The organism is Paenibacillus sp. FSL F4-0097 (genome assembly GCF_038593125.1).
GTDB lineage: Bacteria > Bacillota > Bacilli > Paenibacillales > Paenibacillaceae > Paenibacillus_AQ > Paenibacillus_AQ odorifer.
Window position 1 is genome coordinate 825,658 of record NZ_CP151965.1, and the last position, 14,235, is coordinate 839,892.

Genomic DNA, 14,235 nt, shown 5'->3' on the forward strand with positions numbered 1-14,235 from the left:
TGTGAGGCTTATAGTATCTATTATCTACTTATTTTGCTTTTATGAATTCAGCAGATTTGATCCCAGCTTGACGGCCGAAAATAATGATTTCTGCAACAGAGTTGCCGCCGATCCGGTTTTGTCCGTGTAAGCCGCCTGTAACTTCACCAGCCGCAAACAGACCAGGAATAGCTTCACCATCTTTATTTAGAACTTCTGTGTTCGTATTGATCTTCACGCCACCCATGGTGTAGTGAATCCCAGGAGCAATTTTAATAGCGTAGAAAGGACCAGTGGACAGGTCATTGTCCATTCCTGTAGTTCTGCCAAATTCGGCATCCTTTTTATTCTTAACGGCGCTGTTCCAAGTATCAAGCGTTGTTGCCAGCTTATCCTCTGGAACACCGATTTCTTTGGCCAAAGCTTCGATGGAATCCGCCTGAATCACGAAACCCATTTTGTCATATTGTTCAATAGCCTTCACACGGGATTTAACACCGGAATCAAAGACCAGCGTAGCTGCTTTTTCAGGCAGTGTATTAATGGAAGCCGTTACTTTATCACGGGTATCCAATTCGTTGGTGAAGCGTGTACCTTCACTGGAAACAAGGATAGCGCCTTCCCCACGAACAGCTTCGCCAATGAGGTAGGATTTTTCTTGCTGCACAGTCGGGTGAACTTGGATTTGATCCATATCGACGGTTGTGCCTCCGAGTTTCTCAATCATCTTGATGCCGTCTCCGGTACTGCCGATTTGGTTAGTAGTAACGTAGCCTTCCAAGTCAGGTCTTACTTCGGAGATCAAATCCATATTGGCACCGAACCCGCCAGTGGTTACAACGACAGCATCTGCCGTAATTGTTTTTTCCTCTGTTTGGTTAAAGAGGACTTTAACGCCATTAACCTTGCCGTCTTTTTCGGTAATTTCTTTGACATCAGCATTCACGAAAAGTGGAATTTCTTTCTCTTGTACGTTTTTCACTAAACCTTTGACAAGGTATTGACCCACAGCAGAGCCATCTTCAGGACGGTGTGTACGTTTTTCGTTCATGCCGCCTGTAATGGTGATATTGTTCAAGCGGATTCCGATGGAATCCAGCCAATCGATCGCACTCGCGGAATTATCAACGAAGAAACGAAGCATTTCTTTGTCGTTAGTGTCATGGCCACCTTTTAATGACTCTTCATAAAATAAATCATTGCTGTCTTCAATGTTTTGTTCTTTTTGGAATTTTGTTTCAGAAGCGTTCATTCCCGAAGAGGATTTGGTTGTGTTCCCGCCGGCAACCGGCATTTTTTCCAAAATAACAGGGTTCATGCCTTTCTCTTTGGCCTCAAGCGCCGCGGACATTCCCGCACCACCCGCACCGACAATGATGATATCATATTTATCTTTTAATTGATCGAATGGTGTGTAGCTTGCTTCAGATGCCCCGGAGACGGCTTCAACTTCTTTTTTCTCGTTGTTATTACTCTTGCTCTCGTTCACCTTGTCGTTTCCATTACCGCAACCTGCGGTAACGAGCATGACAGAGAGGACGAGACTCAGAGCACCAGCTGCTTTCTTTTTCATTGTTAACCCTCCACTTTTATATTTCTCTATTAAGATGTACCAAAAGAACCCGACAAAAAAGAAAGGAAGTATCAGAGGGAGTTGGAAGTGGAGAAGCGCGCGCGTCGCTGTTATTCTCCTAACTTCAAATCTTCTACGGTTACGTCCACAGTTTCCATCGTTATTCTCTTTAGTTCATCTTCTTATTAAGTATACCATCAATCATGACTATTAGTGAAAGTTTTCACAAATTATACAAGTCGTCTATTCTAACATAGGGTAACGAAATATTGAGCAGATTAGCTGAAAAATGGATCATAGACCTTGCAATTAGAAGGTTTTGACGTAAGATTTTCTCACTGTAGAAGTGGTAACTGTCACGGATTAGTAAAGCGGTTTTTGTTCTTCTGGATTTTTAAATGGTAAAATGAGAGTATTGCCTACTAGTCAATCCGGAAAGACTAACATGAGACATAGAAACAAATTCTAATTAATAGGTGAGAATATGGAATTTAATAATGTAATAAAAGAAAAGGTAAAAGAAGATAACTATAAAGTGTTTGCTTTACTAAGCCGCTATTTGAATAATACCCCCGACTTTATTAACAAAGAAGAAATTGAAGAAATCGTAAACTGTGGTGTATCTTATGAATACGCTTTTGGTTTAATGCTGGCTGCTGCTTTTGGGATGGATACGGTTGATAATGTTGATGATAAGGAATTGTTCAACCAATATTTTAGCAATATGCTTCATAAGCTTGATGCAAATGAATATTATGACAATCCATATTATAAAAATATCAAGATACCAACTATAAAGATTAATAATAGTGAATTAAAATATGAAAAATATAAACCTTTTGAAGGTTTTGTTTGCAATGATATCATCCGGACAGAAGAGGGAAGACAAATTCCTCAGGTTGGCTTTTTTCAAACTGAATTCATGTTCCCGGCCGTATTGGAGAATGATAGAATCTGGATGACGATCACGCCTAATGAAATAGAAACAATGAAAGAAGCTGTAGATAAAGCGTTTGGGAATGTTCTTACGTTTGGGCTTGGGCTTGGCTATTATGCTTATATGGTTTCTGAAAAAGATAATGTTGAAAGCATAACGGTTGTTGAAAAAAATCAAGATGTCATTGATCTATTTAATAAATACGTACTGCCACAATTCAGTAATGCTCACAAGATCAGGCTTATCCAAGCAGATGCTTTCGAATATGCAGAACAACATATGTCTAAGGAAAAATATGATTTTGTATTTACGGATTTATGGCATGATGTTTCTGATGGAATGGACATGTATTTAAAAATGAAAAAGTTTGAAAAGAAAAGCCCGGATACTGTATTTATGTACTGGATAGAACAATCTATTTTATGTTATTTGTAGTTTTGGGTTGCGTAAATCTGTTGTAGCTGACTCCGAAAGGAAGAACCATTTTTGAAAACTCCTATATCTCTCATAAATTGGCTAGAGCACAACAAAATCATAAACGACTTATTAAATCAGGAAGACAGCTTAACTGCGCATACAATGGATCAAGGATTTGAAGCTGAGGTCATAAGGATTAATTCTGATCAAGAGAGCTATGTACTGAAAACATGGAATAAGGAATCCAGACCGGATGTCCAGTTTCAATATCGTTTATTGGATGTTCTATCCGAACGAGGAGTAGCCGTCTCTAAACCAGTGGGCTGGGGAATCAATTTGGATGGAGATAAGGTGTTGTTAACAAGTTTTGACGGAACCCCTATTCATAAAATGAATACCAGGAAAATGAAGGAACTCGCAAGCCTATTAGCAAAAATACATAAAATTCGCGTTGAAGAGATTGGAAATATACAACTGCCAAAATACAATTTCATCGGCTACTTTTTCCCTGAAGCCAAAGAACAATCTGATATTTCTAATGTGTTGACTATTCTTGTTGAGCAAACTCCAATGAAGCAAGACTGTATCATTCATGGGGATTTTCATATCGGAAATATAGTGGAGGATAAAGAGCGATATACCATAATTGATTGGACGAACGGCCAGTTGGGAGACTCTAGATATGATTTTGCCTGGTCACTTATTCTGCTGAAAATATATATCTCCGAGCGTTATGCTGATGTGTTCCGATCTGCTTATCTATTGGAAAATGATATAGATCAGGAAGAACTTGAAATCTTTGAAGCCTGGGCATGTCTACGGTGGATTTTGCTGAATAGAAGAGGTAGCACACCGAAAGGGCCTAATACAACGAAGAGAGTGAAAAGTTTAATCGCTGATAATCGGTTTTTAAAAAAGATGGATAGTAAATTCTTCTGATGTACGCAAGGATGGATGGATTTTCTGGGAGATTGGGTATATAATGTAACCCGATTCCCAAGGCAATAGCCGCTTTTAAGGGCGGTAGGCTTCAGCAAATAGGACACGACAGATAGACCGCATGCCTTTGTGAGTGGGCGGTCTATTTGCGTACCCCTCTTTCTAAATCTCTTCTTTGCGAATTCCCACATATCCGATTTTCATTGGATTTTCAGTTTGGGTGTTTATAATGCTTTTTATGAATCGGGGCAGCGGATTGTAAAGGGCTTTCGATTGCGCAAAGGAGGTTTTCCATGATAAGAGGAATTCAAAAAACATTGTATCTCATACTTGCATTCTTTATCGGTCTTTTTATCGCATCCTCCTTTTTTATTAGGGCGAAATATAATTATTTCGTATATGGGGACACGCCAATTTTGGAGAGACAACAGCTGGGTCTTTTTATTCTAGTGATCGCAGTGGTGCTGGCATTAAGCGTTATTTTGTATAAAATGTGCCTGAAGCTTAATAAGTACAGTTGGAAAATAGTCATTCCAGCCACACTGCTATTTTCTTTTGCAATCCAGATGGTGATTATCTTTCTGTTTCCACGCTTGCCGACGGATGATTCGCAGACAGTGCTTTCATTGGCACTCGACATGCTGTACAGGAATGATTATTCGTCGTTTGACACGAACGGCTATCTGCATATGTTTCCGTTTAATTTTTCGATCGTTTTATATTTAAAGACGTTGTTGTTGATCTTTCCGGATAATTATCTGGTAATCAAAATATTTAATATTCTGTTTACACTCTTAACCTCATTAATGATTTATATGCTGTATAAAGAGCTCAATTATAAGTCCAAGGATAAGGATTATGGCATCCTCGTGTTTGCCGCAACCTATATCCCTTCATTGTTTATGAGTAATTTTATCTATAACGATGTGATCGCTACCGCTTTTCTGACAAGTGCTTTATATTTTGCCATAAGATTTATCAAAAGAAGGTCCATTAAGGATATTTTCTTCGCAGCTCTCTTACTGGCAATAGGCAACTATTTCCGCAGTATCGGTGTTATTTTTCTGATTACCGTGGTGGCGGGTCTTTTATTTAACATACGTTCTATCGGAGTGAAAAAGGTTCTTAGCGCTTTGTTTATCACGGCCATATTGTTTAATGTTCCCGGCTGGACGCAAAATGCTGTGCTGCAGGCGACGAATGTTGCAGATGAACCGATGAACGAAAATTCCGCACCTGTCTACATGTGGCTGAATATGGGGATCAATCTGGAGACGTTTGGGTTCTGGGACAACCGGGAGAGCTACGCAATCTATCAGCAGGATGCAAATTATAATAAGGCAGAAAGTACGGAGTTATTTAAAGAAGAAATCCGTAATAAACTCTCCGAGGCGGGCCTAAGTGACTTAGTGAAGATGTATTATAAAAAAATCGTTTGGACCTGGACGGAAGGAACCTACCAGATGGAACGATATGGGCTCGGAAACGACGGATCATCCAGTAACGGGGGAAGAATGGGCTTTGTCATGGACCGTTATAGCTACACTAATGCTGCTACGGATTTGTTTAAGGCAGACTCCAATTATAGAAGTGGAATGTTGTGGCTGCTGTATGTTCTGAATTTTCTGATGTATGTGTTTATACTCGTTCGCTTAATCGGTGGAATAAGAGCCAAAAGATTTGAAGAGACCTCTTTGATTCTTGTGGTGCTGGGCTTTATCGGATTCTATCTTTTATGGGAGATCAAGTCCCGGTATATTTACCCGGTGTATCCGCTGCTGATCGTATTATCCTACATGGGTTTTAAGGACGTATACGATTATATGTTAAAAAGATATTTTCCACGTTAACTATGTTCGCTCGGAAAGAGGGGATTCAAAGATGCGGATCAAGCGATATTTCGCTTTGCTCATAGCAGTGCTAAGTTGTTCCATGGTGCTCGTCTCCTGCGATGCTATTACCGCACAGAAGATAACGAGTACTGACTCCGGGTCAAGAGCGAACGGGGGACAGGGCTTCACCGGCGGGCGGGGGAAAGATGGGGGCGGATCTCCCGGCATGAATGGTGGGACAAGGAGAAACGGCAACCCAGGTACAGATGGCGGTGGCGCACAAGGTGGGCGGCAGTGAACAAATTTCATGAACTTGCCCCAAGCCTACGAAGATTAAGTGTGATAGGATAAGGTTACATTTAAATTCCCCGCGGGGGTAAGAAAAGGGAGCACCATGAGAATCATTATATCGCCTGCCAAGAAGATGAAGATGGATACAGATTTCTTGGATTGCCGCCAGATGCCGCAATTCATAAGCGAGTCGCAGACTCTTCTGGCCTTATTACAAAAGTTGAATTATGAAGAAGCCAAATCGTTATGGAAATGCAATGATGCCATCGCCACGCTGAATGTGGAACGGATTCGGGATATGGATGTAACACGGAATCTTACACCGGCTATCTTTTCTTATGAGGGAATCCAGTACCAGTACATGGCACCCGGGGTACTTCAAATGGAGGAGCTGGAATATCTTCAGCAGCATTTACGGATATTGTCCGGATTCTATGGAATCGTCCGGCCATTTGACGGCGTTGTTCCGTACAGGCTGGAGATGCAGGCTAAGCTTAGCGGACCTGGTTTCAAGTCTATCTACGAGTTCTGGAACAGGAAGCTGGCAGATCAGCTATTTTCGGAGACTGACATCATTCTGAATCTGGCCTCTAAGGAATACAGCAAGTGCATCTCCCCTTATATTGGCGGGAACGTTCGCATGGTTAGTTGTATATTCGGGCAGGAGATCGGCGGTAAGGTAGTGGAGAGAGCGACCCTGGTCAAGATGGCCAGAGGTGAAATGGTACGCTTCATGGCTGAGCGGCAAATCAGCTGTGTGGAGGATATCAAAGGCTTCGACGGATTTGATTTCAGCTTTGCTGATGAGCTGTCGGATGAGAGTACGTATGTGTTTATTCAGAAAAAGAATGACTAGAGCAAGCAGTACATGAAGGTAATCCTGAAGGAGGTTGAATAACCGGCTTCAGGGTTACCTTTATTTTTTGGTCAACGAAACCAGATGCTGAATTCTAGTTTTTATAAAGGGGATAGATTAGGGTATAGAGAATAAAGTTCGGGTGGAATAAGAACAGGTTAACGAGGAGGACTTATGATTTTCAAAAGAGATCCATTGGATAAACAGAGCTTACTTAAAGAATTGGATTCGCTAGGCTATTCCGACAGAATCAAAAAAGTAGCAATCTTAGGCCGTGATCATCTCGGATCTGTCCAGTACTCCCAATTACTAGCCTCTTTGCTGGAGGATGGCGTTTATGAAGCGCGACTTGCCTTAATCGGCGCCATTGCAACACAAGATGCTGCTATTATTCTATCAGCACTGCGGCATCCCAAGGCAAGTATCAGAAATACGGCTGCGGGTCTTTTGGCAAAGGTGGCTTCGGATGCTGATATTGAACGTGAGCTCCCCCATTTATCCCATGATTGCCGCCGCAAGCTGCTGCATAGTATTTCACAGATTAACCGTCAGGAATTAGCGGAACGCTTATTGCCTTTAGTGTATGCCCGATGGGGAGCGGAGGAAGCCGCGATTATATTGCAGGCCTGTTATTCGGCAACGGTAAGTAAATGGCTTGCTGATATCGGGTATGCCATAAAAGACTGGAAGAAATTATCCAGCCGGCATCTTAACGTAGTAGCAGAATACTTTGCAACAACACTGGAAAGCACACCACTCAGGGAAAAAGGCTATGTCTGGTGGAGATTCTCATCAGCTCTGGAGATCCTATGCAATCTGAAGGCAGACTTGGTGCTGGAGTGTGCGCTGAATCATGGACCGATGGGCATCATACATCCTGCGTTAAAAGAGCAGCTTGGCACGCTTGTACGCCAAAATCCTAATAAGGTGTATCAGCTGTTAACACGAACGGAGTCGCGGAGCGATCTGATTTCTTATGGCGTTCCTGAAGCTGTTCTTAAAAGGAAAAAATATTTATCCATTGATCAATGGATTGAGATAGCGAAACTACTCGCAGATCACCCTATGCACATAGCAAAGCTGCTTCATAATATTGCACCCTCTAAGCGCAAGGTCATTTTCGATGCTGTGTATGAAGAAGATAAACGCAATGAACGCATTTTTCCGGAAAGATTACTGTATGTATTACCACATGCATTGCGTGACAAGGAAGCCACCCGGATGCTTGGCCTTCGTGAAATCAATGATGACCGGGAGAGAACAGTCAGATTTACGGCTTGCCGTTCTATTCTTCATTCAAGAGCGGGACTTGAACAAGCAACAAAGGTATCCAGTGCAGACGAACGTGCCACGGCGCTTATGCAGCTGATCAGAAGTACCGTTCTGTCGAGACAGGGCATGAATGAAACTTTGGTGTACCTGGGCCGGATTAAAAATGATCAGGATCCTGTCCGGGGCGCTGTGTTTAAAGAGCTATCGGAAAGTCCTGCGTCTGTGTTCACGGATACCCATGTACAAGAGCTTACTTTGCTTGTTGATAGTGTTATAGAGGCCAGAGATACTTCATATGGTACAAAATTTTCCGTTCAACAACTGGCATTTGCTATTCTCCGGCATAACGCATTACTTCCTCACGGTGAGCTGTTTAAGTTTTCCTTAAAGACGATTCAGAAATTGGCCAAGCAGAATGGGCAGCTTTCTCTTCCATCATTGGAGAAGAATTTACCCCGGGGAGTAGAAGAGATTATCTTCGACGAAATTTATACATTAGCTGTACAGGCCAACAAAAGAGAAGATTACAATCTGGTGTTAAGCCTAGCTAGCTCATTCGGTAAAAGAGGTTACGGCATCATAAAACTTCAGAATCTGTTAAAGGAAGCAACGAGGGCAAAGGCAGATTCTACAGCCATACAAGCGGCCAGATACTGGCTTGCGCCTCATACAACGCGTGATGCCAGAGTTAAGGAATTATTAGCTTTAGATAAATCGTATATTACGATCCATGAAGTGTTCCAGCATATGCATCTGAAGCGACAGGAATGCCTCGATCCTTTTATTTCAGGGGCTGTCATTAAGGGCAAGTTCCTATCAGGCAAAACTATCTATCTTGTGCCGGCCGCGGATGGATTCCACAGATGGCTGCCACGTCAGCAACAAGCTTTAAGTGCCTTATTAGAAAAAGTTGCATACGATGCCAAACGTAATCTTTGGGAGCGTGCAAGCGTTATTAAGATCATGGCAAGCATGCCTGATCTCGGTTCGGATAGGTTACTGGGGCTTATGCAGGATAAGGAAGTAACTGTAGTAGAAGCTGCACTTCATGCCTTTTCACTTATGGAAGAACCGGAGAAGGCACTTCCCGTTCTGCTGGAGAATCTGGATGGGGACCGGGCCCGTGTAGCCATGTACTCGATACCCAGATGCATCCGCAGGGTGAATCCGGTGTTACTGGTTACCATGCTGAAAGAGCTGCTGAATCGGGATAAGCTGAAGATGACTGTCAGAAAAGAAGCCATCCGCTTACTGGGCGCTTATAGAAGCGATGACAGTCTTCCGCTATTGATGAACGAGTTCGAGAAACCCAATGCACACAAGGATGTAATCATAGCCATAGGGCATGCTGCGAAACAGCTTTTAGATGATGAACGCGCTTGGGACATGTTAAGTACAATGGCTTCTTCATCAGAAAGTGACATCGCAGGAAGTTTATTATCTCAACAGCCTAATGCTCTTCCGCTAGACTTTAGACCACGTTATCTAGGATTAATCCTTGAAATTGCAAGGCACCAGGATGCGTATATTGGCAGATATGCTTTCATTTCTATGATGCGGTGGACAAATGGAAATGAAGGGATTGTTGCAGCTGCCACCGCTCAGTCTATTACGGATTTGGAAGACAGCACCAGATGGGAAACTGCTATGAACACGCTGGTAGAAACCTGTCGCGATGGTAAGATCAATGAGGTAGTAGTTGGTGTATGTCAGAGACTGGTTAGTGCAGCGATAAGTGATGAATGGAACGCTACTGCCAAAAGAGATTTGCCTCATCGGCAACGTCTACTGAAATTAGTCAACCAGCTGATAGCTTTGCCAAAAATCACCCGGATGCACCTTATCCCTTTGTATACGGATCTGATTGACTGTCTGGCATCTGATGAGACCTTACAGCAAGCTGTGATGAAATTGTATATAGCAGCAATAGACTGGAATAACGTGGAGGAATCCGCCAATTATCTGAATCGGATCGTTACCACTATTTCAAATCAGCCCCAGCTATTAAGCGATGTTTATAAGCAGGTCGCGTATAATTTAGAAGAGAGCACGGGATACTGGAGTCCGGAAACTTTATTGGAAATTGTAGATGTTCTAGAGTCTGAGAGCCGTTACGAATCTCAGTATATTGGACTTTCGCTGCTTGAAGTTGCCGGAAGTGCTCTATTGTGGAGTCCAGAGCCTGGAGAGCGTCTGCGGTTGTACAGAAATCACACGAACCTTGCGGTTCGCTCACTTGCGCTAAATATTTGGACGGCGATAGATTAGTTTTTGATATTTTTTTGAAAATATAAAATACCAAAAGAGCTCAGGCTGCAAATCGGCCTGAGCTCTTTTGGTATTTCTTCAATTAAGCTTCCATCTTCTGTGCTGTGTAGAGGCGGTAATAAAGGCCCCGCTGTGCGATAAGCTCATCATGTGAGCCGCTTTCCGCGATGCCTTTGTTAGATACGTACATAATACGATCGCAGTTTTTTACGGTGGAGAGGCGATGCGCGATAATGAACGAGGTGCGTCCCTTAAGCAGTTCATTCAGCCCTTTTTGCAATAAGCGCTCAGTCTTCGCATCAATGGAAGAAGTGGCTTCATCCAAGATGAGAATGCGCGGATCTGCTAAAAGTGTTCTTGCGAACGAAATGAGCTGCCGCTGTCCTTGAGACAGCTTGGAGCCACGTTCATTGACCTCTGTCATGTAGCCTTGATCGAATTCACGGATGAATTCGTCGGCGCAAACGGCCTTTGCAGCGGCGATTACTTCTTCTTCGGTCGCATCCAGTCGGCCGTACCGAATATTGTCCAGAATGGTACCGGAGAAGATGAAGCTATCCTGTAACATAATCCCCATCTGGCTGCGAAGAGATTTTAACGTCACCTGCGAGATATCCTGGCCGTCGATCAGAATCTGACCACTGGAAATGTTATAAAAGCGTGAGATCAGATTGACGACGGTTGTTTTGCCCGCACCTGTGGGTCCTACCAGCGCGATGCTTTCTCCCGCTTTGACCTTGAAGGAGATATTCTCCAGAATATTAAGCCCCGGGTCATAGGCGAAAGTTACATCGTCGAAGGTGACATGGCCCTGTACAGATGGCAGTATTTTTGCATCCGGAATATCACTGACGGTAACCGGTTCATCCAGCGTTTCGAAGATACGCTCAAGATAGGCAACGGCGTTGATGAAGTTATTGTACAGGTTCGAAAGACTCAGAATCGGCTGCCAGAAGCGGGCAGCGTAGCTGCTCATCGCCAGAATGACACCGAGGGTCATGTCTTGAGGACTCAGAGTTAGTAGGCCTACAAGGAAAATCAATGATGTAACAATCGTAGACAAGTTGTCTACAGAGAACGGAATAAGTAAGTTGTAACGTTGAGCCTTCATCCATTCTTTACGGAAATTACCTGCGAGACGTGTGAAGATTCCTTCGTTACGTTGTTCCCGGGAGAACATTTGTGTCACACCAATACCGCTGATGCTCTCTTGCAGATAGGCGTTCAGGTTAGAGCTTTTGTTGGACACTGCTTGCCATGCCCGGCGTTGTCGGGTTTTGATCAGCAGCATGATGCCAAGGAAGACTGGCAGTCCGGCAAGGATGACAAATGAGAGTCGTACATCGACAGCGAACATGAAGGCTGCGATAAAGAGCAAATTCACGATTTCTAGAATAAAGTTGATAATCCCGTTGGACAGCACATCTGAAACGGCGTTGACGTAGTTTACGACCCGGATAAGGATCTTGCCCTGCGGACGGTCGTCATAATATTTGAAAGGCAACTCTTGCAGATGCTTAAACAAATCCGTTCGGATGTCAAAAATAATATCCTGCCCAACACTCGTCATGATGCGCGAGCGTATCGTAGCCAGATAAACACTGACCACGATGGTCACAAGCATCAGTGCAGCCCAACCCAGCAGTGCAAGCTTCTCTTTTGCCGGAATGGTCACGTCGATGACATGTTGCATGATCAGCGGAGCCGACAGTGAAATGGCTGCTGAAAGTGCACTGAGCACGAACGCAACAATCATTGGCGTTTTCTTTCGTTTGATATATACCATCGCACGCCGGAAGTGTTTTATATTAAACGGCGATTCAAGATTTTCATCGACGTCAAATTTATTCCTTGCCACTTGCGGTCACCTGCCTTCCAATACCCTCGTTCTGCAGTTTAAACACTTCGTAATAGTAACCACGTTTCGCCAGCAGTTCAGTGTGAGTCCCTTCCTCAACTAGCTTCCCGCCATCCAGAATGAGAATACGGTCCGCTTGCGAGGTAGTAGATACACGCTGCGCAATAATAATTTTCGTACAAGGATAGTCCAGTTCACGCAGACTTTTTTGGATATGCTCCTCCGTCTCAAGGTCGACCGCAGAGGTCGTATCATCGAGAATCAGGATAGGACGGTGTACCGCCAAAGCACGCGCTAAGGCAATACGCTGCTTTTGCCCCCCCGATAGTCCGACTCCGCGTTCCCCGACAACGGTATCATAACCTTCAGGCATTTTGGTAATGAAGTCGTGTGCGGCTGCGAGCTCTGCATAACCCATTGCATCTTCTTCCGGAAGATCAGGATCGCCATAGGCGATGTTTCCATCAATGGTATCAGAGAACAAAAGTACATCTTGGGTCGCCATGCCGATATTTCCACGAAGTTCATCAAGCTCCAGCTGCCGAACATCAACACCGTCTACGAGTACGCGCCCTTCAGCTACATCGTAGAAGCGAGGGATGAGGTTGATGATTGTTGTTTTGCCTGATCCTGTCGCGCCCATGATTGCTACAGTTTCACCGGGTTCAACGGTAAAGCTAATATCGTCCAGTACGATAGCGCTATCATATTTGAAGCGGACATGATCGAATTCAATACGGCCTTCATAACGGCGTTTGTCAGTGACAGTATGCTCGTTAACAATATTTGGCCGGGCATAATAGATATCTACGATTTTGGACAAGCTCGCAAAAAAGCGCTGAATGTCGTTGATAATGATACCAATGTTGCGCATAGGGTTGGATATAGCCCAAATAAGCGAAGAGAAGGCCATAAATTCACCGAAGGTGATCCGGCCGTTCATAAGGAACAAACCACCAACCAACATAAGAATTACGTTGAAGCCCTGAGCGAAGGATTCCAGATAAGGAAAATAATCAAGCCATACAAGGGCGGCCTTTTTGTTCGCCGTAGAATAGTTGACATTCTTCTCTGTGAATTTTTCGACCTCGAATTCCTCGCGGGCAAAAGCCTTGACCACACGGTTGCCTGAGATATTCTCCTGTGTAGTCGTGTTAAGCTGGGACAGCCGTTCACGCAGGTCAATATACATAGGACGGACGCGTTTAGCGAATATGTAAGCCACGATAAAAATGGGCGGTGACAGGATAAGCATCCACAGCGTCAGTTCCGCATCTATGGTGAAAAAATAGATAACGGCGGCAAGGAAGATCGTTAGCGATTCAATGATCGTCTTAAAAATCCAGGCCATAGAGTGACGGACCATGTCCAGATCGCCTGTCATCTTGGTCATGAGATCGCCGGTACGATTATGATCGTAGTATTTTCTGTCCTGTCCCTGAATTTTGTTGTACAAATAAATGCGGACATTGTACATCATATTTTGCGAGGATATCTCGTACTGCATGGTCGTGAAATATGCGAGACCTGTGCGCAGTAGAGAAAATCCAATCATGCCTAGACAGAGCATAATCAATAATTGCCGTTCTTGTGTAAGATTCTGCAGGGCGTTGTCACCGGCTATAAACGTATCGACAATGCGCTGACTGATGTACGGATTCACGATTGTAAGACTTGAGCCCACCACCGAAAGGCAGAGTGCCAGAATGTATCGCGTCCGGTTTCCCTCTAGGTTCTGCCATAGCCATTTCAGTTCGAACATCTGATCACCTGTTTCTGATTGTTCTTGTTCTTTCACTCTTGCCTGAAAAGAGTAAATAAAACAAAGTGATTATAACATTATCAAATGACTAAGTATCGTTTACGGTAAAATTTCCTTGTTACATTATTGTTACAAAAAAATGAACTTATTAATGATGTGAATTTCACCTTGTGTAATGAGGGTTTGCCATTCGGGCTTGGGCGTTCTAATTATGATAAACTGAGACAATGTAGAGTAATTAGACTTAGTTC

The 14,235-nt window shown here is 43.6% G+C and carries 9 protein-coding genes; 6 read left to right on the top strand and 3 right to left on the bottom strand.

What is annotated here, in order from left to right:
- Window positions 1-28: 28 nt before the first annotated feature.
- Window positions 29-1,552, bottom strand: coding sequence for a flavocytochrome c (locus MHH86_RS03635; RefSeq protein WP_036684833.1), 1,524 nt, complete (start codon window positions 1,550-1,552; stop codon window positions 29-31).
- A gap of 484 nt (window positions 1,553-2,036) precedes the next feature.
- On the opposite strand from MHH86_RS03635, the gene MHH86_RS03640 reads away from it, so the two are divergent.
- The 6 genes from MHH86_RS03640 (at window position 2,037) to MHH86_RS03665 (ending at window position 10,364) form a co-directional block, all read left to right on the top strand.
- Complete coding sequence (locus MHH86_RS03640) at window positions 2,037-2,924, top strand: hypothetical protein (protein ID WP_256719488.1); 888 nt, start codon at window positions 2,037-2,039, stop codon at window positions 2,922-2,924.
- A 144-nt stretch (window positions 2,925-3,068) separates the two neighbouring features.
- Window positions 3,069-3,845 carry an aminoglycoside phosphotransferase family protein gene (locus MHH86_RS03645; RefSeq protein WP_081390303.1) on the top strand — a complete coding sequence of 259 codons (777 nt, stop codon included), beginning with the start codon at window positions 3,069-3,071 and terminating at the stop codon, window positions 3,843-3,845.
- Between the two features lie 293 nt (window positions 3,846-4,138).
- Window positions 4,139-5,695, top strand: coding sequence for a glycosyltransferase family 39 protein (locus MHH86_RS03650; RefSeq protein ID WP_076146239.1), 1,557 nt, complete (start codon window positions 4,139-4,141; stop codon window positions 5,693-5,695).
- Between the two features lie 31 nt (window positions 5,696-5,726).
- Window positions 5,727-5,975 (top strand): hypothetical protein, encoded by a 249-nt coding sequence (locus tag MHH86_RS03655; protein WP_036684840.1) that lies wholly within the window; start codon window positions 5,727-5,729, stop codon window positions 5,973-5,975.
- A gap of 96 nt (window positions 5,976-6,071) precedes the next feature.
- Window positions 6,072-6,824, top strand: coding sequence for a peroxide stress protein YaaA (yaaA, locus tag MHH86_RS03660; RefSeq protein WP_036684841.1), 753 nt, complete (start codon window positions 6,072-6,074; stop codon window positions 6,822-6,824).
- Window positions 6,825-6,998: 174 nt separating this feature from the next.
- The gene (locus MHH86_RS03665) at window positions 6,999-10,364 is read left to right on the top strand and encodes a hypothetical protein (RefSeq protein WP_076146242.1); all 3,366 of its coding nucleotides are present in this window, start codon (window positions 6,999-7,001) and stop codon (window positions 10,362-10,364) included.
- An 82-nt stretch (window positions 10,365-10,446) separates the two neighbouring features.
- On the opposite strand, the gene MHH86_RS03670 is transcribed toward MHH86_RS03665, so the two are convergent.
- Window positions 10,447-12,222 carry an ABC transporter ATP-binding protein gene (locus MHH86_RS03670; RefSeq protein ID WP_076142576.1) on the bottom strand — a complete coding sequence of 592 codons (1,776 nt, stop codon included), beginning with the start codon at window positions 12,220-12,222 and terminating at the stop codon, window positions 10,447-10,449.
- The gene (locus tag MHH86_RS03675) at window positions 12,209-14,020 is read right to left on the bottom strand and encodes an ABC transporter ATP-binding protein (RefSeq protein ID WP_256717556.1); all 1,812 of its coding nucleotides are present in this window, start codon (window positions 14,018-14,020) and stop codon (window positions 12,209-12,211) included. The genes MHH86_RS03670 and MHH86_RS03675 overlap by 14 nt, the downstream gene beginning before the upstream one ends.
- Window positions 14,021-14,235: the final 215 nt, after the last annotated feature.